The sequence below is a fragment of the Nonomuraea sp. NPDC049655 genome, from assembly GCF_044465465.1.
Taxonomy (GTDB): domain Bacteria; phylum Actinomycetota; class Actinomycetes; order Streptosporangiales; family Streptosporangiaceae; genus Nonomuraea.
Genome location: NZ_JBITLS010000012.1, coordinates 58,751 through 80,813 on the forward strand (window position 1 = coordinate 58,751; position 22,063 = coordinate 80,813).

The window sequence follows — 22,063 nt, forward strand, 5'->3', positions numbered from 1 at the left end:
CCCCGTCCGTTTAGCGGGCTAGCGTCGTCCACATGGAGACGAACGAGATGCGCGCGGCCCTGTTCGACCGGTACGGACCGCCGGAGGTCCTGTACGTGGGCACGGTGCCGAAGCCGGCCCCCGCCCCCGGACAGGTGCTGGTGCGGGTGCACGCCGTCAGCGTGAACGGCGGCGAGGTGCACGGCCGGACGGGCCGGCTGCGCCTGGTGACCGGGCTGATGCAGCGGGGCTTCCCGAAACGGGTCGGGATCGACCTCACCGGCGAGATCGTCGCCCTGGGGGCCGGGGTGACCGGCCCCCGGGTCGGCGACCGGGTGTGGGGCACGCTGGGCCGCACGTTCGGAAGCGCCGCCGAGTACGTGGCGATCCACCCCCGCCGCCTGTCCCCGGCCCCGGCGTCCCTCGACCTGGTGGCGGCCGCGGCGCTTCCGGCGGGCACGACGGCCATCACGGCGTTGCGCGACCAGGCCCGGCTCAGGCCGGGCGACCGGCTGCTCGTCCGCGGCGGCAGCGGTGGGGTGGGCGCTGTCGCGGTGCAGCTCGGCAGGGTGCTCGGCGCCCACGTCACCGCCCTCGCCGGGGCACGCAACCTCGACCTCGTCCGCGACCTCGGCGCGCACGAGGCGTATGACTACGCCACCGTCGCCCCGGCGGATCTGGGCAGGTTCGACGTGATCCTGGACACTGCCGGCACCGAGCACGCCGCCTTCCGCCGCCTGCTGACACCGTCCGGCCGCATGGTGGCGATCGCCTTCGATCCGCGCAGGATCGCGGCGTCCGTGGCGTACATCGCCGCCTCGGCCGTCCACGGCCGGCGGCGCGTGCGCTTCTTCAGCGGCAACCCCACCACCCGGCTCCTCACCGACCTCGCCCGGTACGTGGACGGCAGCGCCATCCGCCCGGTCGTGGACACGGTCTTCCCCCTCGACGACATCGCCGCGGCGCACCGGACGTTGGAGGCGGGCGGCGTACGCGGCAAGGTCGTCGTGCGCATCGCCTGAGAGCCGTACCGGCCCCGGCCGGTACGGCTCTCACGAGGGACGAGGGCCGTCACCTGCCCCTGCCTCTTCCAGAGCGCGGAAGGAGATCCGGGTCGCGGCCAGGTCGGGATCGCGGACGTGCTTCTTCGCCTCGGACTCCGGAACCACCCGCCGGTGCTGCACCTCGAACTCCGGCGCCCACTCCCTGAGCCGGACCTCCGCACGCCAGTAGGAGCGGACGAGGACCAGGCCGAGCTCGCGCCCGCGCACGCATTCGCTGCGGGCATACCCGAGCAGGCGGCTGCCGATGACCGTGACGCACGCTTCTTCGAGCATCTCCCGGCGCAGGGTCTCCTCGATGGTCTCCGCTCCTTCGGGCCGCCCGGCGGGGAAACCCCAGTGCTCACCGTCATGGCTGATGAGGACCAGCTCATCGGCAGCCGTGACGCAGACGCCGGCGGCTCCGTGAGACCTGCCTTCCGGCGGGTCGTCGGCCGGGTGCCAGGACACCTGCCAGTCCTGGCCGTTCGAACGCACGGGCATCCGCTCCCCGTCACGGGCAGGGACGACAGCTGCCATACGACTCTCCCCGGACACGTCTGATCGCTCCCAGACATTCAAGACGACATTCGGGTCACTCGGCAGCCCGTTTCGCAGCGGCCTCCCGCCCGGTGACGCACACCACACGGGCACAGCGTCACAGGATCCCGAGGAGCGGAGTCTCCATGGACAACGCGGCGACACATCACCCGCCCAGCCCGAAAGGAAACACCAACCCATGAACGAGCACACGTCACAGCCGAAGGTGGCCCTGATCACCGGCGCGAACAAGGGAATCGGCCGCGCGGTCGCCGAACTGCTGGCCGCACGGAAGGTGACCGTCCTGGTCGGCGCCCGTGACGCGCGCCGCGGTGAGGAGACCGCGGCGGCGATCCGCGCCACGGGAGGGGACGCGCACGCGCTCGAACTGGACGTCACCGCCCCCTCCACCGCCCAGGCGGCCGCCTCCTGGATCGACGACCGCTTCGGCCGTCTGGACGTGCTGGTCAACAACGCCGGTATCACCGGATCGGGCCAGGCCGCGCCCCAGGACGCCCTCGACCGCGTCCCCAGCGCCGTGGACGTGGAGCTGGTCCGCGAGGTGTTCGAGACCAACGTCCTCGGAGTGATCAACGTGACCAACGCGGTGCTCCCGCTGCTGCGGCGATCCCCCGCCGCCCGGATCGTCAACCTCTCCAGCCACGCCGCTTCGCTGACGCTGACCGCCGAGGTCGACGGGCCCTTGTCGGGGCTGCCGTCAGCGGCCTACTCGCCGTCCAAGGCCGCGCTGAACGCGCTGACCCTGCAGTACGCGAACGAGCTGCGTAAAGAGAACATCCTGGTCAACGCCGCCGCCCCCGGTTACGTCGACACCGACATCAACGGCCACAGCGGCTTCCTCACCCCGGCGCAGGGCGCGGCCGTGGTGGTGCGCCTGGCCACCCTCGGCGAGGACGGCCCGACCGGCGGATTCTTCAGCGAGGACGGCCCACTGCCCTGGTGACGATCCGGCGAGAGGATACGGCCGGCGACCGTCCGAACTGGTCACAGCCGGGCGGTCGTCGCCATGGTGACAGCGGTCAGCGCGGCGAGCAGGGCCCAGGCGGGCGCGAAGCTGCCGGTCAGGTCCGTGAGCAGGCCGAGCACGGGCGGCGCAAGGACGACCGCCACCTGGTTGACGGCCATGGCCAGGCCGAGGGTGAATCCGGTGTGGTCCGGCGGCGCCGATTCGGCGGCGTAGGCGACCCAGGGGCCGTACCAGCCGATTCCGAAGAAGCCGAGCCAGACGAACAGCAGGCAGGCCGCGACAGGGGATCGGCCGACGGGGGTGGCCAGCAGCGTCATCCCGATGATCACGGCGGCCAGGCAGGTCAGGACGCAGGCGTAGCGGCCGGACCTGTGCCGGTCGCTCCACGCCGCCAGGCAGACGCGGCCCAGCGCGCCCGCGCACTGGACCGCGACGTAGACGAGGGCCGCCGAGGCGGCGTCCATGGACGTCACCTCGTGCAGGTACAACACGGTGAGAACGCCCACGCCGCTGTGCACCGACACCATGCTCGTGCCGGACAGGACGATCTTCTTCAGGTACGGTTCGCGCAGCAGTTCCAGCCGCACGCGGGACGCGGCCGGCACCGGGCGCCGGTCCGGCGGGCGGCGGTAGAAGGCCATGAAGACGACGGCGCCCGACAATGCGACGAGCGCACCGGCCACGAGCGTCGACCGCCAGCCGAAGCTCGTCGCCAGTGCGGGAAGCGCGAACGCGGCGAGGACGCCGCCGAGCGGAAGCCCCGCCTGACGGATGCCCATGGCCAAACCGCGCTTCGAAGCATCGAACCAGGACGCCACCGACTTACTGCCGCCCGGCTGAATGGCGCTGTACCCGGCACCGACGACCAGCAGGACGACGAGCAAGGAGACGTACCCCGGAGCCGCGCTGCCGACGGCCAGCGCGGCGGCGACCACGAGAGCGCCGATCCCGACGACCCGGCGTTCGTCGTGGCGGTCCAGCAGCCGTCCCGCCACGATCAGCCCGGCCAGCGGAAGCAGCTGAGCCGCCGACTGCAGCAGGCCCAGCTGGGTCGTGTTCAGCCTCAGGTCCCGTTGCAGGTGGACGCTCATCGCGCCGATGCCCTGCACGAAGAACGCGGCCGTGGCCTGCGTGAAGGTCGCGACCCCCAGAATGATCCAGCGGTATCGCGACGTCCTCACGGCTTCCAGCACAACAGCGGGTCGGGGTGGTCGGCGAAGCCGAGTCGCCGGTAGAGCGGTTCCGCCTCGCGGGAGGCGGTGAGATCGACCCGTACGGCGTCCCGCTCGCGGAACCAGTCGAGCAGACCGAGCATGATCGCCCGGCTGTGCCCACGCCGCCGGTACGACGGGTCGGTGACCATGCCGATGACGTGGCCGATCCTCCCGTTGCGGGAGTGGGGGCCGGGGAACCACTGTTCGATCGTGCCGATGCCGCAGGCGGCCAGGCCGGTGTCGCCGTCCACGACCAGGATCCGGCAGTCGGGTTCGGCCAGCTTCTGCCTGAAGACCCGGGCGAGCGCGTCGCGCCAGTCGTCATCGGCGTCCGCGGGATGGAAGAAGTCGCCGCCGAGGTCGTCGAAGAGCAGCGCCCGGAGGCGGACGAGTTCCGGAACATCCTGCTCCGTTGCTGTTCGCGTCATGACGTACAGGCTGATGTAATGACCTTGTGCACCTCAACCCTTACGGCGCGGACGTGGTGAACTTCGCCGCGGAACTGGCGAACCGCCCACCGGCGAGCGCCGAGGAACTCGCCCACCGCTGCCGCACGGCCGGTTTGGTGCTGGAACGCCCGCTCGAACCGTCGGATCTCGACCAGACCCTCGCCGTCATCGCCGCCTGGACGAACGTCGTCGACGCCACGGGCGAGCGCGAGAAGGCCAAACTGGTCAACGAGATGCTGGCCCGGTCGGCCGCCTACCCCCGGCTGACCGACCACGCCCATGGCTGGCACCTGCACTATCGCGACGACCTGCAGCCGCTCGGCGCGGTGCTGTTCGCCCTCATCTCGGTCGGCACGGCGATGCACCTCGTCAGCCGGGGCATGGACCGGCTCGGACGGTGTGCCGCCGCCGGTTGCGACACGATCTTCGCGGACACCTCACGCACCGCACGTCAGCGCTACTGCTCCCCCTCGTGCGCCAACAGAGACGCAGTACGCCGCCACCGCGCCCGTCACTCCACGCCCGCCGGCTGACTGCCCGGCAGGCGAGCGCAGCCGCTGCTCCGGCGAGGGCCCCTCTTCCACCCGAGTGAGCCACCCCACGACTGTCCCGGGCCGGCTTGTCCACCATCGCGCCCACATCCAGGCCAGTGAGCCGCAGGTCCCGGCTTTCGTCGCAAGGTTGTGGCGCGCTCAGCGTCCTGCTGGCGCACGTCTTCGACCGCACGCCCTCATGAGCCTCCTCCGCTCGGCGCCGACCCCCTGGACACAGGCGGACTCCTAGAAAGTCAGTCATCTGACTAACTACAGGGACCTCGATCGTGCTAGGTTCTACTCAGTCAGTCAGCCAACTAACTGTCAGATCGAGGTGTTCATTGTGATCGTCGTAACCGGAGCCACCGGAAATGTCGGCCGCACGCTGGTCCGCATCCTCGCGGAACAGGGCCATGAGGTGACCGCCGTCTCCCGCCGCATCACCAATGGCGACGTGTCACCCGGCGTCCGCACGGTCGCCGCCGACCTCTCCCAGTCGTCCGCCGACATGCCTTCCGCGGCGGACGCGGTCTTCCTCCTCGTCGGCGGAGACCTGATGATGGCCGGCGACCCCGCTCGGGTCGTCGCCCGGTTCGCGGGCGCCGGAAAGATCGTCCTGCTCTCTTCCCAGGGAGTGGCCACCCGCCCGGACTCCTTGTCACACGGGCAGGCCTTCGCCGCCTTCGAACAGGTCGTCATGGAGTCCGGCACCGACTGGACCATCCTGCGCCCCGGCGGCTTCGCCTCCAACGCCTATGCCTGGGCCTCGTCCGTCAAGGCGAGCCGCACGATCGCCGCGCCCTTCGGCGAGGTCGGCCTGCCGGTCATCGACCCCGACGACATCGCCGCCGTGGCCGCCGCCGCCCTGACCCAGCCGGGCCACACGAAGGCGATCTACGAACTGACCGGCCCCACGCCAACCACCCCACGCCAGCGCGCGGCCGCCATCGGGGACGCCATCGGCGAGCCCGTCGCCTTCATCGACCAGACCCGGGAAGAGGCCCTCGCCCAGATGCTCACCTTCATGCCCGCCCCGGTGGCCGACACCACCCTCGACATTCTCGGCACCCCAACCCTGCGCGAGCAGACCGTCAGCCCGGATGTCCAGAAGATCCTCGGCCGCGCCCCCGCCACCTTCGCCGACTGGGCCAAGCGCAACGCCGCAGCCTTCCGCTGACGGCATGAACCTGTCCGGACGATGGCCACAAGTGTCGATCTTTAGTTGGATGTCGCGATGCACGCATCCGGGAAGCCAGTGAGCCTGGCCATCCATGGAGACTCCTACACCGTCGGCAGGGGAACGTCGGATCCGACTCGTCGATGGTCTTCGCTGGTGTGCAGCCGGTACTGCTCCGTCCCGGCTCCACGGACTTCCGCCCTCGGACGCGACGCGGCTGGTCTGCTCGTCACTGTAGCCGCGTCATATGCGCTTTCGTACGCCCTCCCGCTGGGCGAATTTCCCGGTTCGCCGACGAACAGCGGTTACCCGAGCGGGGCCCGTGATGGAGGGCACGGGTAGTCCTCGACGGTCATGGAGTTGTGGAGACGCGCGCTCTTCGTGGTGAGACGGAGGAGGGCGCGGCCGATCCCGGACGGCAGGCCGGAGATCAGACGAGCTCCCTGCGCCAGTCCCGCCACCCCGAGTCGTGAGGTGGGGATCAGAGTCCTCGCCGCGCTGAGCGCGGCCTCGCGGCTGCCGCGCACGTGCTCGGCCATCGCCCGCTCGTAGGCGGGGAAGGCGCGCTCGTGGTCGCCGCCCGCCCGCGCCAGCTCCCCGGCGAGGACGTACGCGCCGACCACGCCCAAGCTGGTGCTGCCGCCGACGGCCGGGCCGGGGCTGTAGCCCGCGTCGCCCACGAGCGTCACCCTCCCCCGCGACCAGGAGTCCATGCGGAGCTGACTGATCGAGTCGAAGTAGAACGCCGGGCTGCGGTCCAGCTCGCCCAGCCAGCGGTCCACGGCCGGGTGCATGCCGTCGAACGCCTCCCGCAGCAGCTTCTTCTGACGGGGCACGTCGTGGTGATGGCAGTCCAGCTCGTACGCGCTCCGGAACAGGAACAACGCCCGCGCCCCGTCGAGGTGACGCGCGCCGTAGACGCCGACGGTCCGGCCGACGCCGACGTGCATGACGAGCTCGCCGTCGAGACCGGAGAGGTTCGGCAGGGTCAGCACCCCGAAGTAGGCCCCGATGAAGGCGCCGGGCGTGTCCCCGAACACGAGGCGGCGCACGTTCGAGTGCAGCCCGTCCGCGCCGACGACGAGGTCGAAGCGGCGCGGCGCGGCGTTCTCGAACCGCACCTCGCCGTCGGGCGAGATCGCGGTGATCGACTCGCCGAAGACGTACTCGACGTCGTCGCGGGCGGCATCGTGGTAGATCTCGCTCAGGTCGTCGCGCATGATCTCGACGTGCCGGCCGGAGGCGGCGCCGAAGATCTTGGAGAGGTCCACCCGGACGGGGCGCCGCGCGCCCTCCTGGTGGACGCTCATCCGGCTGGTGCCGGTGGCCCGCTCCTCGACGCGCGAGAGCACGCCCATCTTCTCCGAGATGTCCATCGCGGGCCGGAACAGGTCGACCGCGTGCGCGCCCGTCTTACGCAGGCTCGTGGCCCGTTCCACGACGGTGACCTCGAAGCCGTGCCTGGTGAGCCAGTAGGCCAGGACCGGACCCGCGACGCCGGCTCCGGAGATGAGAATCCTTGACGTCATGCACTCACTGTCGCCGCCGGTACGCGCCGCCGGATTGGACGAATGTTCCCGCCGTCGGCTGGCTAGCATGGGACGATGCGGACATTCGTGCGCGATAAGGCGATGTGGGACGTCGCGTGCCCTTCGCGGCCGAGCCGGGTGGCCGGTGTCACCATGGCCGGGTTCCGCGTCCGTGACCTGGACGTGCTCCGGATGGTCCCGCACCCGGCCATGACGCTGCTGGTGGAGTTCGGCGCCGCTTCGCCCGTCCTTGACCGTGACGGCGGGCGGCGGCAGCGCGGCAGCATGGTCGCCGGGCCCGGGCTCGGATCCGGCGGCTCGGTCCGGGTGTGGGGTGAGAACGTCGAGTGCGTGCAGGTACGCCTGTCGCCGGTGATCGCCCGCGCGGTGCTGGGCGTCTCGCCCGCCGACTTCGGAGACGCCGTCGTGTCCCTGGAGGACCTGTGGGGGCGAGAGGCGTCACGGATCCGTGAGCGGCTGGGCGGCGTCCCGTCGTGGCAGGATCGCTTCGCTCTGGTCGACGCGCTGCTCGCCCGCCGGCACGATGCGGGGCCGCCGGTGGACCAGGAGGTCGCCTGGGCCTGGCGCCGGATCGTCGGAAGCCGGGGCCGGGCCAGGGTCGACGGGCTCGCGGCCGAGGTCGGGTGGAGTCGTAAGCGGCTGTGGTCGCGGTTCCGGTCGCAGCTCGGCCTGGCGCCCAAGCAGGCCGAGAAGCTGGTCCGCTTCGACCACGCCGCCCACCGGCTGGTCGCGGGCGTGGCCGCGGCCCGGGTCGCGGCCGACACCGGCTACGCCGACCAGTCCCATCTGCATCGGGACGTCATGGCGTTCACCGGCACGACCCCCGCCACCGTCGTCGCCGAGCCGTTCCTCGCGGTGGACGACATCGCCTGGCCCGGCAGCGCGCCCTCGCCCTCCTGAGCGCATTCGCCTCGCCTGGCCCCGCAGCGCGCCCTGCCGCGCCTGAGGACATTCGTTCAAGACACCCGCGCGCACCGGCGGCGACCGTGGGGCCATGACCACTCTCCATCGCGCCGCTCGCCGCAGCCTTCCGTCCCGGAGGCTGACACGGCGCCGGCGGCGCCTCCTGATCGCCGCGGCCGTCCTTGTCGTCATCGCCGGATCGCTGCTCGTGAACGCGGCGGTGGTGACCCGCCAGAGCGCCGGCGGGAGCCCGACCCTGCCGCTCGACGGCGGGAACGTCTACGTGCGCCAGGACGGCCCGGCCGGCGCCCCGGCGCTCGTGCTGATCCACGGGCTCGCCGCCTCGACCCGCTCGTGGGACGCCCTCGTCCCGCTGCTGGCCGAGTCCTACCACGTCATCCGGCTCGACCTGCTCGGACACGGCCGGTCGGCCAAACCGGCCGACGGCGGCTACGGCATGCCGGAGCAGGGACGCCGGGTCGGCCAGGTCATGGACCGGCTCGGCGTCAAGCACGCCGTGGTGGTCGGCCACTCCACCGGCGGCGCGGTCGCCACCGCCCTCGCCGAGCAGCGCCCCGACCTGGTGTCCGCGCTCGCGATCATCGACACGGCACCGCGCCTGAACGCCGCCGTCTCGACCGGCTTCGTCGGCGGACTTCTGGACAAGCCGGTCATCGGGCAGCTGCTGTGGCGGCTCCGAACCGACAGCCTGATCCGCGACGCCGCGAGCAACGCGTTCAGCCGTCCGGGCTACGAGGTCCCACAGGCGGTCGTGGACGACGCGCGCGAGATGACCTACCACGCCTTCGTCGCGACCTCGCAGGACGGCGACGACTACGTGAACCGACGCGCGCTCCCTGACCGGCTGTCCCCCCTCGGCAAGCCGCTGCTGGTGATCTTCGGCGCCGACGACCGCAGGTGGCGCTCTTCCTCCGCCGCCGAATACCGCGCCGTCCCGGGCGCGACAGTCGAGGTGCTGCCCGGCGTCGGGCACTCGCCCATCATGGAGGACCCGCCGCGGACCGCCGCGCTCCTCCTGGCCTTCGCCGCCCGCCACGCACACCGCTGACCTTCACCCGACCAAGGAGATCACCATGCCACACACCAGCTCCGGCATCTACTGGGAAGAACACGGCCAGGGCCCGTCAACAGTCGTCATGCTGCCGGGATTCGGCGCCTCGGCCGAGCTGATGGCCGGGATCGCACGGCACCTCGACGGGTTCCGCGTCCTGATCTTCGACCTGCCCGGACACGCCCGGTCCGTACGCGCGCCCGCGGACGGACGGCTGCCCTCGCTCGCCGCGATCCTGCACGAGGCGATCAACGAGGCGGGCGCCGACGACTACAGCCTCGTCGGCTACTCCATCGGCGGCGCGATCGCGGTGCGGATCGCGCTCGACCACCCGGACGAGGTGCGAGCCCTGATCGGCGTCGTCCCGTGGAACGCCGCGGGGACGACGGCCGAGGACGAGGTGATCGCCGGCTTCGACGCCGCGTACGGCGACGTCGAGGCTCTCACGCACGCGGTGGCGGCGATCTCCGTGGACCCGTCCAGGACATCGGGCCTGACGAGCAGCATGCTGACCGTCACCGAACGGATGTGGCACGGCTGGCTGGCCGGCGGCGCGCTGACCAGCCAGGCCGACGAGCTGCCCGGGATGCGCGTACCGACCTGCTACCTCCTGGCCGGGAAGGACGTCGTCGTGGACCAGGCGAAGCAGCTTGACGACGTGCGGCGCATGCCCGGAAGCCGCGCGGTCCTGCTCCAGGAGCTCGGCCACCTGTGCGGCCTGGAGCGGCCGGACGTCGTCGCGGTCGAGATCTCGGCCTTCCTGCGACGCATCGCACCCTCCTGACGGAGGTCACCCGTCCCGGTACAGCGCTGTGAGCTGGGCGGCCGGCTTTGATGGTAAGGGGTCGCCTCCCTCGCCTCGCAGTCTGGAGACGTCTCGGATTTCGCGATCGTCTGCTCACCGGTTGAGATGAGCAGACGAGGCCGAGCGCGGGCGTTGCCAGACACAGCCAGGCAGATGGGGATCGCCGAGGTGTGGCGGTTCTCGACGTCCCCTACCCGACGGGCGGCCTGGACGTGATGCCGGCACTTCTCCCGCACGCCCCTGAGCCCGCGCTGCGCAAGACCTCGACCCGGTCTGCGACGTCTATGTGACGCTCCCCGGCAGCAGCCAGCAGGTCGCGCACGACGACGATCACACCATGCATGACATGCTCGAACGCCTCGTCCACCGTCATCAGCGGAGCAGCGGCGACCGCTTCGCGAAGGTGCGGAACGGCCAGGTCGGGATGTGCCCGCAACCAGAGCGGCGGGACGGGGGTGTGCTCCATGACCGACTGCCCCTGGTCCTGACGATGGTCCATGAGCAGCACGAACCCGAAGAGCCGCAGTGTCAGATCGCGGTGCACGATCTGCGCCTCGGCGACACCCAGCCCGATGGCACGCAGCATGCCCAGGAAGGCGTCGGTGTGGATCAGGCGGTCCTGATGGATCGCCACGTCGCCGAGCTCCTCGTCCAGCGACACCAGCAGTGCCCGCGGGTAGCGCCGGTAGACGGCCCTGTTCTCCCGAAGCTGTCGCGAAGTGACAAGTGGCTCTCCGTAGCGGATCTGGGGTGCGCTTGCCGGCGTTTTCGATCTTCTGGGTTCATCGGGGACCGTGCTCGGCGACGCCCGACACGCATGGCGCGTCCATGGTCGCGTTCGCCTTCGCTCACATGCTCGGCTTCAACCTGCTGCCCCGGTTGAAGAACGTCGGGTCCGCGAGGCTGTACCGGCCGACGGCCGGGGAGGACGAGAAGTGGCCGCAGCTGGCGCCGGTGCTGTCGACCAAGACGATCGACTGGGACCTGATCCGCCAGCAGTACGACAGATCGTGAAGTACACCACCGCCCTGCGGCTGAGCACCGCCCGCCCTGCACCTGCTCCAGTCGGCATTGGTGCACGTCAACACCGTGCTCCTCCAGACATCCTGAGCGCGGAGAAGTGGCACAAGCGGCTCACCGACGCGGACCGGCAGGCCCTGTCCCCGCTGTTTTGGACCCACGTAAACCGCCTACGGCCGGTTCGAGCTGGACATGAACTCCCACCTCGAATTGGCCGCCGCCGCGGCGGCGGCCAGGGTGCCCGGCCCCCGCTCCGCCCCCGGGGTGTCCACTGCCCGGTCAGCGGGCGGCCGGGCCGGTTCGGTCTGAACGACCGCCCGGCTCTCCTCGCCCTCCAGCACCGGGCCTGCGGCGGTGGCGCGACCCGACCGCATGGCACGCAGGGTCCAGCACGTCAGGGGATCTGGGCCTCGATGTGGGCGAGTTGGGCGGCGAGGGTCTCTTCGAATGCGGCGCGGCGGTCTGCTCCGAGGGGGCGGATGCCGCGGGCGAAGTGGGCCAGGGCGGGGAAGCGTTCGGGGTCGGCGCCGAGCACCGCGACGCGGAACTGCTCCATGGCCTGTTCGTACTCCTTGGGGGTGATGGTGCTGATACCGGCCTCGGAGGCGATCAGCGCGGAGAGGAGGATCACGATGCGGTGGTATCGCACCGGGATCTCCTCGTCGGGCAGGCCGGACGTGCGCAGGGCCTGCAGCAGTTCCTCCATGACCAATCGGGATCCGGCTCCGCCGGACCCATAGCGTCCCCACACCGTGGCGAGTTGGAGTTGCTCGCCGAAGGCCTCGCGCAGGCGCAGGGCCAGGGCGGTGATGCGCTGCTTCCAGTCGCCCTCGGGGCGGTAGCCGTCCATGGCGGCCAGCAGGACCCGGTCGGCAACCGCGCGCAGCAGTTCGGTCTTGTTGCGGAAATGCCGGTAGAGGCTGGAGGAGTCAGTCCCGAGCACCGCTGCGAGCTTGCGCACGCTGAACGACTCGGCGTCACCCGTGCGCAGCAGTTCCGCCGCCGTGTCCAGGATCTCCTCGGTCGACCATCGCCGTCGGCCAGTCATCTCGCCCCTCTCGTCCGAACTCAGACTAACTTATGCACTTGGCGATGCACGCACCGCGTGCATAATGGGGGCAACGCACTGTCCAGCCACAACGGCACACCCGGCATCCGGCCGGGAGGGGGAGAAGGACACATGAGTGAGACCACCATTGCGACACGGCCGCCGGAGCCGGACTTCTCGGCAATCACGACCGAGGAACTGCGCGCCTACCGCGACGCAGAGAACCGCTGGCGGGCGTCCGGCACGGCTCGGGCAATCCTCGGGGAACCGAATCCCGGCGCCGCGATCGTCTGGCAGCAGGTGGCACTGCCCGGCCGCGACCTCCCGGTCCGGGTGTACCGGCCGGTGTCGACGGGAGACGGCGAAGCCGGCACCACAACCGACCTGCCACTCGTGGTCCATGTGCACGGAGGCGGCTTCGTGGGCACGGCGGCGCAGTGCGACTGGACCAACAGCCACCTCGCCGCGGGACTGCCCGCCCTCGTCGTCTCGGTCGAGCACCGCCTGCTCGCCCCCGGCAGCCCGCTCGCAAACGCCGCCGACGACGGCTGGGACGTGCTCCAGCACGTGGTGCGGCACGCCGCGCGGTGGGGCGTCGCCCCTGCGCGCGCGGCCGTCTTCGGTGAGAGCTGCGGCGCGCTGATCAGCGCGCTGACGGCCATCCGGGCCAGGGAGGCCGGCCTGGAGCTGAAGGCGCAGGTGCTGGTCAACCCCGTGGTCGACGTGACCGAGACGATGGCCGACTACCCCTCGATCGCCGAGTATGCATACAGCCCGGCTCGGGCCCTACCGCAACTGCAGCTCATAGAGCGGCTCGCCGTCCCGCCAGGAGCCGACACCGGCGCGGTCTCGCCGCTGTACGCGGGCGACCTGAGCGGGCTCGCCCCGGCGCTCGTGGTCGTGCCCACCCGGGACGCTGTCGCCGACCACGGCCGCCGCTACGCCGAGCAACTGCGCGAGGCGGGGACCCCCGTGCGGCTCACCGAATACCCGGGAGCAAAGCACGCGTTCCTCACCTTGCCCGGCGTGGAACCACAGGCTGAAGCCGCCCAGGCGGAGATCCTCGCGTTCCTCCGCGCGGCTCTGGCAAAGTGACGGAGGAACAATGCTCGTCACTCTTGGACCTGACGGCCCGGCGGTCTCCCGACTCGGCCTCGGCTGCATGAGCATGACCGGAACCTACGGCCCCGCCGACCCGCACGAGGCCTCAGCCACCCTGCTGGAGGCCCTCGATTCGGGCGTCACCATGTTCGACACCGGCGACTTCTACGGTGACGGAGCGAACGAGGAACTCCTCGGCCAGACCCTCGCACCGCACCGCGACCGCGTCGTGCTGGCCACCAAGACCGGAGTCCGCCGCACCGCCGAGGGCCTGGTCCCAGCCGGCTCACCAGGCGATCTGCGGCGTGCCTGCGAAGCGTCATTGCGTCGGCTGCGCACCGATCACATCGACCTGTACTACCTCGCCCGCGTCGACCCCGCCATCCCCGTCGAGGAGTCCGTCGGTGCCCTGGCCGGGCTGGTCGCCCAGGGCAAGGTGGGCCACATCGGCCTGTCCGAAGTCTCGGCCGACACCCTCCGCCGCGCCCATGCCATCCATCCGATCAGCGCCGTCCAGACCGAGTACTCGCTGTGGGAACGCCATGTCGAACACGACATCCTGTCCACGATCCGCAGTCTCGGCGCCATCCTGATCGCCTACAGCCCTCTTGGCCGCGGCCTGCTCACCGGGGCCGTCCGCGCCACCACGCGCTATGAACCCGGCGACTTCCGTGCCACCGCTCCCCGCTACAACGGCGACGACCTCGAGGCCAACCTGACCATCGTCGACGCCATCGCCCACCTCGCCGCTGCCAAGAGCGTCACCCCCGCCCAGATCGCCCTCGCCTGGCTCCTCACCCGCGGCAGCGACGTCATCCCCATCCCCGGCAGCTCCCGCCGCCCTCACCTGCGCGACAACCTGGCCGCGCTCGACCTGCGCCTGACCGCCGCCGACCTCGCCGCCATCGACGTCGCCGTCCCCGACACCGGGGCCCAGGGTGCCCGATACGGCGACCACGGCATCGCCCTGATCGACCAGTGAAGAGAGAAGCACCGACGAACCCAGCCATGCACGATCACCGCTCAGAACGATGTCGCAGGCCTTGCGCTCACTGTCCTCGCGACGATCGCCACGTACGTCGACCGCGACGCCACCCACCCGCTGGCCGATCACATCTTCTATCGGCCCCCTGAGGGACAGGAGAAGCCATGTTCGACGACCTTGACCTTTCATCGTTGGCCCGTCGCCCCGGAGTGAAGTGGAGCCGGGCCGAGCCGGGTGTGCTGCCGGCATGGATCGCGGAGATGGACTTCCCGCCGGCCCCCGCCGTGCAGGAGGCCCTCATGCGGTGTGTGCAGGAGGACCTGGGATACCCCTCGTGGGACGGGCGCCCCGAGCAGATCCCCCTGCGGGCCGCCTTCGCCGAGCGCATGCGCGAACGCCACGGCTGGGTGCTCGACCCCGGCCACGTCCGGGAGTTCACCGACATCAACCAGGGGCTCCAGGCCGTCCTGCGCGTTGCCACGCGCCCCGGCGACGGCGTCGCCCTGCACACTCCGGCGTATCCGCCCTTCCTGGAAACGGTGACGGGCATGGAGCGGCGCCTGCACCCCATCCCGTACGTCCTTCAGGACGAAGGCTGGGTCTTCGACGCCGAGCGGCTCGACCAGGAGCTGGCCGATGGCGGCTGCCGGGTGCTGCTGCTGGTGAACCCGCACAACCCGACCGGGCGCGTGCTACGCCGCCAGGAGCTGGAGACGGTCGCCGAACTGGTCCGGCGCCACGACCTGCTGGTCATATCCGACGAGATCCATTCCGACCTCGTGCACAGCCCGCACCGGCACATCCCCTTTGCCTCCCTGTCGTCCGAGCCGGCCGCCCGGACAGTGACTCTGACCTCCGCGACCAAGGCGTTCAACGTGCCGGGGGTACGCTGCGCCATCGCGCACATCGGCGCGGCCGACGTGCGCGCGGCCCTTTCGGGCCCGACCCACCTGTACGGCGAGCCCAACACCTTCGGCGTAGCCGCCACCTTGGCAGCCTGGCGGGACGGTGACTCCTGGTTGTCACAGCTGCGGCCGGTCCTGGACCGGAACGCCGTGCTGGTGCATGAGGGGCTGCCGCGCGGCATCGGATACCGCGTCCCGGAGGCCGGCTTTCTCGCCTGGCTGGATTGCCGCGCCCTCGATCTCCCAACCGACCCGCACACATTCTTTCTGGAGAAGGCCCGTGTCCTGCTGAATGACGGCCGGACCTTCGGTACCGGCGGCGAGGGCTTCGTCAGGCTCAACTTCGGTACGTCACCGGACCTCCTGCGGGACATCCTGGGCCGTATGCGCGAGGCCGTGGACTGACCGCGCCCTCCGGGCGAGCCGACCGCGGACGCCCACGCGAGTCGTCATCGGTCTCGCGGGCGGGGCGATCCGCTGCCCGCCGTGCGCGAGCGCCGCTCCGTCACCGTGACCTGCCCCTCGCACCCGATGATGGACTCTCTCTCTGAACAGCTGGGCGGAGCGCTCCCTGTCACGGACGAGGGCGTCTTCAACGTCTTCTCCGCACTGACCGGGACGCTCACCGCCCACCACACCCACCTCGCCGCGCTCACCTCATGGGCCACCGGCCATGACATTGCCCCCGACGCCGCCGACCGGCATGTGCGCGACCATCCCCACCGGCAAACGCAAGGGCCAGAACCCATCCGTCGCCAGGATTTACCGGGCGCTGGCCGAGCACGCCAAGCGGGAGGCGTACCCGGAAGCCGTCGAACAGGCCCGAGACGGCGCGCTTCACGGGGGACGCCGCGGTCCGGCGCCGCGCCCGGTCCGGTGACTCCTGCCGAAACGCCCCCGCCCTTTTCCCCCTTGTAGCGTCGCCGTAGGAAATGCAGGCCATCGTCCCGGCCCATCTGATGGGCCGCGTGGCCTTCACTTCCCGCATGCTCGCCATGTGCGCCGCCCCGTGCGGCGCCTTCCTCGGCAGCTGGCTGGCCACCTCGTATGACCTGCACACTCCGCTCTACGCCGCCGCCGGCCTCCTGCTCCCCATGACCGTCGTCACCGCGTCCATGACCACCAACCGCGGCGTCGAGACCGCACTGCGCAACGCCCGCCCCAAGCCGGCCAGCACCCGCCGACGAGAGCACCCTGCGCACCACGTCCAGGTGACGGGCTCCTGGGCGCGTTCCCGACGACCGGTCGGAGTTATGCCGCCGCGTCGTCGATGCCGAGGGTGACCGCCAGGTCGTGCAGGCACTCTTCGAAGACGGGCTCCATGTCGGTGTAGGCGAAGTCCAGTTGGTGCAGGACTTCCATGCACAGCAGGCCGTACAGCCTGATCCAGCACGACAGGAAGACGTGTGCGGCCTCGGGCGGCAGTAGCCCGTCGATGGCGGTGGAGTAGGCGGTCAACTGCTCGCGCAGGGAGGCGGGCAGGTCGGCCAGGTCGGGCACCGGGAACGGCCGTGTTCGCCACAGCTCGACCGTCAGGTCGAGCAGGACCTGCTCGAAACGCAGGGCGGCCTGGTGACGCACCGAGCCGGCACCGCGGTTCGGTGCGGCGATGGGGCTGGCGAAGATCCAGCCGAACTCGGCGGGATGGGCGACGGCCCAGGCGCGCATGGCCCGGCAGACAGCCAGCAGGCGGTCGCCGGACGGCGCGCCGGCGCGGGCGTCGCGGGCCTGCTCCATGACGGCGGCCAGCTCGCGGAAGAAGTCCGCGGTCACCGCGCCGACCAGCTCGTCGTGGCCGGCGTAGTAGTGGTAGAGAGCCGGACCGCTCATGCCGACCTGCCGGGCGACCGCGTTGATGGTCACCGCGGCTGATCCCTGCTCGACCAGCAGCCTGCGCGCGGCCGCGTGAATCTCCTCCAGGGTGGCCTGGCGCAGCCGTTCCCGCCTGCTGGTGTCTGCGGACATCATCACCTCTCTTGTCATTCCGTTGACATCTTAGGGCATCTATGTTTCCTTAATGGCTCTAAATAATCTAGAGCTTGTAAGGAGCGATATGTGGTGGATCCTTCTCGCGGTGATGGTGCTGATCACGGCCGTGTGGTGGCGGATGTCCAGATCCGCTCACGTCCGGCGACGCAAGGACTCCTGACATGGCCCGCCCGATACGCGACCGCTTGTCCGGCAAGTACGCCATGGAGGCGACCGTCACCGTCGCCGAGCAGGTCAACCCGGCCATGCGCCGGATCCGGCTGGAAACCGACCAGCCTGTCGCCTTCCCCTACACGCCTGGCCAGCACGTCAGAATCCAGCTGCGGGACCCGCTGTCGGTGTCGGGCATCCTGCGTCCGGCCGAGACGCTGCGTACGTACACGATCTGGGACATCGCCCCCGACAGGAAGGCGATCGAACTGCGCGTCCACCTGTACGCGGGCGACGGCATCGGACTGCAGTGGGCACAGGCCGCGCGGCCCGGGAACCGCGTGACCTTCTGGTGGCCGCAAGCCGACTTCTTCATCCGCGACGCCGGCTACCACGTGTTCATCGGCGAGGAGACCGCCGGCGCCGCCTTCTGGCCGATGATCAGAGCACTGGGAGCCCCGGCCCAGGTGTACGGCGTCCTGGAGAGCGAGACCCCCGAGCACGACCTGGCCATGCCCGGGACGCCGCCGCTGCGCCGCGTCCACCGCCACGGCGCCCCCGCCGTCGCCTCCCCGGTGCTGCTCGCCGCCGTGGCCGAGCTCGACCTGCCGGGCAACGCCGGAGCCGCCTACGTGGCCGGCGAGGCCAGAACCTGCCAGCTGGTGCGCGACTTCCTGATACGCGAACGCAACTGGCCCCGAGCCTCGATCAAGACCAAGCCGTTCTGGGCCCCGGGCAAGCGCGGCCTGCACTGACCCTCAAGGAGACCTGAACATGAAAGTGACCATCGTAGGAGGCGGCATCGGCGGGCTCGCCACGGCCGTCGCCTTCCATCGGCGCGGCTGGCAGGTGGAGGTCCTCGAACGCGCCGCCGAGTTCACCGAGGTGGGCGCGGGACTGACCATCCAGCCCAACGGCCTGCGCGCGCTGGACGCCATCGGCCTGGGCGACCGCCTGCGCGCGGGTGGCTCGGCCGACCCCCTCGCGGGGATCCGCAGCAGGCGCGGTGACTGGCTGATCCGCAACGACGTCGGCAGCCTCAAGCGCCGCTTCGGCCCGTGGGTGACCGTGCACCGAGCCGCCCTGGTCGACCTGCTGAGAGCAGCCGTGCCGCCGGAGGCTCTGCGGCCCGGCATCGACGTCCAGCACGTGCGGCCCGACGGCACGGTCCGCCACGACGGCGGCGCCTGCACCGCCGATCTCGTGGTGGGCGCCGACGGCGTGCACAGCGTGACCCGGCGCTCCCTCTGGCCCGAGCTCCCCGGGCCGCGCTACGTCGGCTACACCACCTGGCGTCTCATCGCTCCGCCTCAGCCCGTCGAGGGAAGCGTGGAAACGTGGGGCAGGGGCGAACGGTTCGGGCAGGTGCCGATGCCCGACGGGCGCATCTACTGCTACGTGATGGCCAACGCCCCGGCCGGCTCCCACGTCGGCCTGAACGAGCTGCGCGAACGCTTCGCCCGCTGGCACCGGCCCATTCCCGAGCTCCTCGACTCCACGCACGAGGAGGCGGTGCTGCAACACGACACCCACGAACTGCCGGCGCTGCCGACGTACGTCTCCGGGAACGTCGCCGTCCTCGGCGACGCGGCCCACGCCATGACCCCCAACCTGGGGCAGGGCGCCTGCCAGGCGCTCGAGGACGCAGTCACGCTCGCGCACGCGGTGGACACCCTCGGCGTACGCGCAGGGCTGGCGGCCTACGACCGCATCCGCAGGCCGCGTACCCAGCTGATCGTCCGCCGTTCCCGCCAGGCCGGCGCCGCCGCGCACTGGACCTCCACCCCGATGACCACCCTGCGGGACGCGGTCCTCCCGCTCCTCCCGAACGTGCTCTTCGCCCGCTCGCTCACCCCCGCCTACACCTGGACGATCTGATGCCCCTCCCACGAATCCTGATCATCGCCGTCGCAGCGATCACGACGGTCGGCGCCGTACTCGCCGACCTGGCCATCCCCGGCCTCGCGGCACAGCACGCCTTCAACCCGGCCTGGCCGCCCCACGCCAAATTCCACGACGCCCAATACATGGTGATGACCGTGCTCCTCGGCCTCACCGGGCTGGCCCTCGCACTACGGCCGGCCCGGAACACGCTGCTGCACGCCGCCGCCGTCCTGGCCATCCCGTGGCTCGGCATGATCGGTGCGCTCCTGTTCCCCGGCACCGCCACCTACGATCCGGAGTTCGCCGACCGCACTGTCTTCGTCCTCGGTCTGCACGGGCAGGTCTTCATGGCGATCGTCCTGCTCGTGGCCTTGCTGGTCGCGACAGCGGCGACACTGCGCATGCCCGTGGTCTCCGCCGCCCGGCCATGAGGGCCGGCACAGCCCTGCCTGGTTAGGGGCTCCCAACAGATCCGGCGTCCCGACGATCACCAAGCAATGGCTAGATCACCCGCTGGAGAGCCGCCCTGGCGGCGGCAGGATGTGAGCCGCTCTCCTCCGAGAAGATCAGCACGCGCGTGAAGGTGCGGCCGGAGTTCGCCAAGGCCATGGAGTACGTCCGCACGATCAAGTCCGCCGTCCCGCACCAGCGGGTGATCTTCACGGTGCATGAGATGAAGCGCCTGGGGCGCGGCGCGGCCGAGTTGCTGACCACCGCCGAAGAGCTGCGCCGGGCTGATATCCAGCTGGAGTTGCTGACGGGCCCGTTGCAGGGGATGTACGACCCGTCCGGGCACGGCGCGGCGTTGTTCGCGTTCCTCACCGGCATGGCCGAATCCGAACGCGAGTACATCCGGGAGAAGTCTCTCGAGGGCCAGGCTTCAGCCCGCGAGCGCGGCCGCCATGGCGGCCGACCGAGGGTGTTCGACGACGACATGGTCGCTTATGCGCGCAGCCTGCGTGAGCGCGGGGTCCCGGTGCCGGAGATCGCGTCCAAGCTGGTCATCTCCACGGGCAAGAACAAGGGACGTCACCCGTCGTTGGCCAGTGTCTACCGGGTGCTGGCCAACGACGGGCCCGGCGCCTGACTGCGCGGCCTCGGGCCTCAGCTGCCTGGAGAGGCCGCTGTCTTCGGCCGAGGCGTCCCGGCTCGGCGCAGCACGGCCCAGTTGCCCAGCCGGCTTCGGCCTGGACCGCGCTCCAGGCGCTACCCGATGCGGTGATAGCGGTGGGCGTGTCCAGGAACAGCGGCCTGTCGGCGCCCAACTGGCTGGCCCAGATCAGCACGCCGTCGGCGGTCAGCACCCGGGTGATCTCGGCCGGAACAGCAGCGCGTCGACCAGGGCCACGGCGCCCGAGCCGAGCTCCAGCAGGTCCCGGACGGCAGCGGACCGCCGCGCGGGCCAGGGTGTCGGTGAGGAAGTCCAGCCGGCCGGTGGCCTGCTCGGTGTCCCAGGCGGACGCCAACTGCTCGAACAGGCCGGCGACGAGGAAAGCCAGGTCGGGCGTCCACGCCGCCGGGTCGCCTGCGCTCTGGCGGGCCAGCCGGCGCAGCTCGGCGCCCGCGCCCAGGCGGTAGCCGCCGGCCACCCCGGGCATGGCGTGCACCGGGTAGCCGGTCGAGCGCAGGCGCTCGACGTCGTTGCGGATGGTCCTGGTCGAGACGCCGAGCGGCGGCTCGCATGAACGGGACGGCCGCCTGGCAGGCCAGGAAGGTCCCGACGACGTTGATCTCAAGGCAGCGCCGGAGCTGGGCCGCGCCGAGCTCGCCGACGTCGCCCCTGGCCTGGATCCCGCACTGGTCACCAGAATGTCTAGGCGGCCGAATCGCTCGGCGACCTCACCCGCCGCCCGGTGGACGCCGGCTTCGTCGCTGACGTCGCAGGCCAACGCCGAGGCGGCCCGGCCTGTGCGGGATGTGATGCGTGCCCCAGGCCTGAGGAGCCGCCGGTGACGATGGCCACATGTCCGTCCAGGTCGGTGCGGCAGGCCGGTGTCTTCCCGGACATGATCTCCCTTTCCGAGCCGCGATCTACCGGGTGGGCCGGTGCGGGTCCTGGCCGAGATAGGCGGCTCCGTTGACCCAGTTCTGGACGAGCCATCGCGCCCCCTCGGTGAGGTCTCCCTCCCGGATCGCGGCGAGGATACGGCGGTGTTCGTCGATGCTGCGCCGAGCCCGGTCGGGGCCGCCGAAATAGAGTACGTCGTAGCGCTTGAGCAGGGGCTTCGTCTGGGCGATGATCCGGATGAGGGGGGCGTTGGCGCAGGCCGAGAGCAACAGGTCGTGCCAGCGGTCGTCGAGCGCAGCCAACTCCTCCCCCTGCTCCAGAACGGCCTGCATCTCCTCGAGCTGCTCCTCCAGCCGGTCAACGAGTCCGAGCAGGTCCTGCGGCGCGGTCCACCGCAAGGCGAGGGCCTCCAACTCGCCTACCAGCGGATACAGCTTGCGGGCCTCGTCGATGTCCAGGGGCGGCACGCGGAAGCCACGCCGCGGCTGGGCGACCAGCAGGCCGCGGTCGGTGAGCTCCACGAGCGCCTCCCGCAGCGGCGTGCGGCTGACCCCCAGCTCGGCCGCCAGGTGGACCTCGTTGACGCGCCCCTCGGCGGGCAGGCGACCGTCCAGAATGCGTGCGGTGACCTGCTCCGATATGTCGCGCCGCAGCGGAGCCGTGTCGCTGTGGTTCATTCGCTCCCTCGTTTGCATACAATGCCTCACTACTGTATTCAGTTTA

26 protein-coding genes and 2 pseudogenes are annotated in these 22,063 nt (G+C 71.0%); 17 read left to right on the plus strand and 11 right to left on the minus strand.

Annotation, left to right across the window (positions count from 1 at the left end; genetic code table 11):
- The first annotated feature begins 32 nt into the window (after window positions 1-32).
- The gene (locus ACIBQ6_RS34115; protein ID WP_397216916.1) at window positions 33-1,001 is read left to right on the plus strand and encodes an NAD(P)-dependent alcohol dehydrogenase; all 969 of its coding nucleotides are present in this window, start codon (window positions 33-35) and stop codon (window positions 999-1,001) included.
- Between the two features lie 30 nt (window positions 1,002-1,031).
- Here the strand turns inward: ACIBQ6_RS34115 and ACIBQ6_RS34120 are convergent, their stop codons facing one another.
- A complete protein-coding gene (locus tag ACIBQ6_RS34120) occupies window positions 1,032-1,559 on the minus strand; it encodes an NUDIX hydrolase (RefSeq protein WP_397216918.1) in 528 nt (175 codons plus the stop codon).
- Window positions 1,560-1,758: 199 nt separating this feature from the next.
- Here ACIBQ6_RS34120 and ACIBQ6_RS34125 point away from each other — a divergent pair, with 199 nt between their 5' ends.
- On the plus strand, window positions 1,759-2,523 hold the full coding sequence (locus ACIBQ6_RS34125; protein WP_397216920.1) for an SDR family oxidoreductase: 765 nt from the start codon (window positions 1,759-1,761) through the stop codon (window positions 2,521-2,523).
- A gap of 41 nt (window positions 2,524-2,564) precedes the next feature.
- On the opposite strand, the gene ACIBQ6_RS34130 is transcribed toward ACIBQ6_RS34125, so the two are convergent.
- Together ACIBQ6_RS34130 and ACIBQ6_RS34135 are read right to left on the minus strand one after the other, a co-directional pair.
- Window positions 2,565-3,728, minus strand: a complete 1,164-nt coding sequence (locus ACIBQ6_RS34130) for an MFS transporter (protein ID WP_397216922.1) — start codon at window positions 3,726-3,728, stop codon at window positions 2,565-2,567.
- A complete protein-coding gene (locus ACIBQ6_RS34135; RefSeq protein ID WP_397216924.1) occupies window positions 3,725-4,189 on the minus strand; it encodes a GNAT family N-acetyltransferase in 465 nt (154 codons plus the stop codon). Before ACIBQ6_RS34135 ends, ACIBQ6_RS34130 begins: the two co-directional genes overlap by 4 nt.
- A 26-nt stretch (window positions 4,190-4,215) precedes the next feature.
- On the opposite strand from ACIBQ6_RS34135, the gene ACIBQ6_RS34140 reads away from it, so the two are divergent.
- Window positions 4,216-4,743: a CGNR zinc finger domain-containing protein gene (locus ACIBQ6_RS34140; RefSeq protein ID WP_397216926.1), complete on the plus strand. Its 528-nt coding sequence runs from the start codon at window positions 4,216-4,218 to the stop codon at window positions 4,741-4,743.
- 343 nt (window positions 4,744-5,086) lie between these two features.
- On the plus strand, window positions 5,087-5,920 hold the full coding sequence (locus ACIBQ6_RS34145; protein WP_397216928.1) for an NAD(P)H-binding protein: 834 nt from the start codon (window positions 5,087-5,089) through the stop codon (window positions 5,918-5,920).
- A 305-nt stretch (window positions 5,921-6,225) separates the two neighbouring features.
- On the opposite strand, the gene ACIBQ6_RS34150 is transcribed toward ACIBQ6_RS34145, so the two are convergent.
- Window positions 6,226-7,449: an FAD-dependent monooxygenase gene (locus tag ACIBQ6_RS34150; RefSeq protein WP_397216930.1), complete on the minus strand. Its 1,224-nt coding sequence runs from the start codon at window positions 7,447-7,449 to the stop codon at window positions 6,226-6,228.
- A 75-nt stretch (window positions 7,450-7,524) separates the two neighbouring features.
- Here ACIBQ6_RS34150 and ACIBQ6_RS34155 point away from each other — a divergent pair, with 75 nt between their 5' ends.
- The 3 genes from ACIBQ6_RS34155 (at window position 7,525) to ACIBQ6_RS34165 (ending at window position 10,229) form a co-directional block, all read left to right on the plus strand.
- Window positions 7,525-8,370, plus strand: coding sequence for a helix-turn-helix domain-containing protein (locus tag ACIBQ6_RS34155; protein WP_397216932.1), 846 nt, complete (start codon window positions 7,525-7,527; stop codon window positions 8,368-8,370).
- Window positions 8,371-8,464: 94 nt separating this feature from the next.
- Window positions 8,465-9,442: an alpha/beta fold hydrolase gene (locus ACIBQ6_RS34160; protein ID WP_397216933.1), complete on the plus strand. Its 978-nt coding sequence runs from the start codon at window positions 8,465-8,467 to the stop codon at window positions 9,440-9,442.
- Window positions 9,443-9,467: 25 nt separating this feature from the next.
- Window positions 9,468-10,229: an alpha/beta fold hydrolase gene (locus ACIBQ6_RS34165; protein WP_397216935.1), complete on the plus strand. Its 762-nt coding sequence runs from the start codon at window positions 9,468-9,470 to the stop codon at window positions 10,227-10,229.
- A gap of 211 nt (window positions 10,230-10,440) precedes the next feature.
- On the opposite strand, the gene ACIBQ6_RS34170 is transcribed toward ACIBQ6_RS34165, so the two are convergent.
- Entirely contained in the window at window positions 10,441-10,911 is a 471-nt protein-coding gene (locus ACIBQ6_RS34170) for a hypothetical protein (protein WP_397216937.1), read from the minus strand.
- Window positions 10,912-11,000: 89 nt separating this feature from the next.
- Here ACIBQ6_RS34170 and ACIBQ6_RS34175 point away from each other — a divergent pair, with 89 nt between their 5' ends.
- Entirely contained in the window at window positions 11,001-11,264 is a 264-nt protein-coding gene (locus tag ACIBQ6_RS34175) for a Tn3 family transposase (RefSeq protein ID WP_397216939.1), read from the plus strand.
- Window positions 11,265-11,440: 176 nt separating this feature from the next.
- Here the strand turns inward: ACIBQ6_RS34175 and ACIBQ6_RS34180 are convergent, their stop codons facing one another.
- Window positions 11,441-11,644, minus strand: coding sequence for a hypothetical protein (locus ACIBQ6_RS34180; protein ID WP_358287432.1), 204 nt, complete (start codon window positions 11,642-11,644; stop codon window positions 11,441-11,443).
- Between the two features lie 20 nt (window positions 11,645-11,664).
- The gene (locus ACIBQ6_RS34185) at window positions 11,665-12,318 is read right to left on the minus strand and encodes a TetR/AcrR family transcriptional regulator (RefSeq protein WP_397216941.1); all 654 of its coding nucleotides are present in this window, start codon (window positions 12,316-12,318) and stop codon (window positions 11,665-11,667) included.
- 132 nt (window positions 12,319-12,450) lie between these two features.
- Between ACIBQ6_RS34185 and ACIBQ6_RS34190 the strand changes: the two genes are divergently transcribed.
- The 5 genes from ACIBQ6_RS34190 to ACIBQ6_RS34210 all read left to right on the plus strand — a co-directional run bounded on the left by ACIBQ6_RS34190 (window position 12,451) and on the right by ACIBQ6_RS34210 (window position 16,592).
- Window positions 12,451-13,413 carry an alpha/beta hydrolase gene (locus ACIBQ6_RS34190; protein ID WP_397216943.1) on the plus strand — a complete coding sequence of 321 codons (963 nt, stop codon included), beginning with the start codon at window positions 12,451-12,453 and terminating at the stop codon, window positions 13,411-13,413.
- A gap of 10 nt (window positions 13,414-13,423) precedes the next feature.
- Window positions 13,424-14,401 (plus strand): aldo/keto reductase, encoded by a 978-nt coding sequence (locus tag ACIBQ6_RS34195; RefSeq protein WP_397216945.1) that lies wholly within the window; start codon window positions 13,424-13,426, stop codon window positions 14,399-14,401.
- A gap of 167 nt (window positions 14,402-14,568) precedes the next feature.
- Window positions 14,569-15,714 (plus strand): MalY/PatB family protein, encoded by a 1,146-nt coding sequence (locus ACIBQ6_RS34200; RefSeq protein ID WP_397216947.1) that lies wholly within the window; start codon window positions 14,569-14,571, stop codon window positions 15,712-15,714.
- 268 nt (window positions 15,715-15,982) lie between these two features.
- Window positions 15,983-16,189 (plus strand): hypothetical protein, encoded by a 207-nt coding sequence (locus tag ACIBQ6_RS34205; protein ID WP_397216949.1) that lies wholly within the window; start codon window positions 15,983-15,985, stop codon window positions 16,187-16,189.
- Window positions 16,190-16,277: 88 nt separating this feature from the next.
- Window positions 16,278-16,592 (plus strand): hypothetical protein, encoded by a 315-nt coding sequence (locus tag ACIBQ6_RS34210; protein ID WP_397216951.1) that lies wholly within the window; start codon window positions 16,278-16,280, stop codon window positions 16,590-16,592.
- On the opposite strand, the gene ACIBQ6_RS34215 is transcribed toward ACIBQ6_RS34210, so the two are convergent.
- Complete coding sequence (locus ACIBQ6_RS34215) at window positions 16,561-17,277, minus strand: WHG domain-containing protein (RefSeq protein ID WP_352325757.1); 717 nt, start codon at window positions 17,275-17,277, stop codon at window positions 16,561-16,563. The two genes, ACIBQ6_RS34210 and ACIBQ6_RS34215, sit on opposite strands and share 32 nt — an antisense overlap.
- A gap of 182 nt (window positions 17,278-17,459) precedes the next feature.
- On the opposite strand from ACIBQ6_RS34215, the gene ACIBQ6_RS34220 reads away from it, so the two are divergent.
- From ACIBQ6_RS34220 to ACIBQ6_RS34235, 4 genes are all read left to right on the plus strand, one after another.
- On the plus strand, window positions 17,460-18,203 hold the full coding sequence (locus ACIBQ6_RS34220; RefSeq protein WP_397216953.1) for a siderophore-interacting protein: 744 nt from the start codon (window positions 17,460-17,462) through the stop codon (window positions 18,201-18,203).
- 19 nt (window positions 18,204-18,222) lie between these two features.
- Complete coding sequence (locus tag ACIBQ6_RS34225; RefSeq protein ID WP_397216954.1) at window positions 18,223-19,326, plus strand: FAD-dependent monooxygenase; 1,104 nt, start codon at window positions 18,223-18,225, stop codon at window positions 19,324-19,326.
- Complete coding sequence (locus tag ACIBQ6_RS34230; RefSeq protein WP_397191332.1) at window positions 19,326-19,763, plus strand: DUF6640 family protein; 438 nt, start codon at window positions 19,326-19,328, stop codon at window positions 19,761-19,763. The genes ACIBQ6_RS34225 and ACIBQ6_RS34230 overlap by 1 nt, the downstream gene beginning before the upstream one ends.
- Window positions 19,764-19,858: 95 nt before the next feature.
- Entirely contained in the window at window positions 19,859-20,419 is a 561-nt protein-coding gene (locus tag ACIBQ6_RS34235; RefSeq protein WP_397217336.1) for a recombinase family protein, read from the plus strand.
- A gap of 463 nt (window positions 20,420-20,882) precedes the next feature.
- On the opposite strand, the pseudogene ACIBQ6_RS34240 reads toward ACIBQ6_RS34235, so the two are convergent.
- The 3 genes and pseudogenes from ACIBQ6_RS34240 to ACIBQ6_RS34250 form a co-directional block, all read right to left on the minus strand.
- Window positions 20,883-21,037: pseudogene (locus ACIBQ6_RS34240) on the minus strand (HTH domain-containing protein); the annotation flags it as partial.
- A gap of 133 nt (window positions 21,038-21,170) precedes the next feature.
- A pseudogene (locus ACIBQ6_RS34245) lies at window positions 21,171-21,221 on the minus strand (hypothetical protein); the annotation flags it as partial.
- Between the two features lie 142 nt (window positions 21,222-21,363).
- Window positions 21,364-22,017 carry a GntR family transcriptional regulator gene (locus ACIBQ6_RS34250; RefSeq protein ID WP_352325753.1) on the minus strand — a complete coding sequence of 218 codons (654 nt, stop codon included), beginning with the start codon at window positions 22,015-22,017 and terminating at the stop codon, window positions 21,364-21,366.
- Window positions 22,018-22,063: the final 46 nt, after the last annotated feature.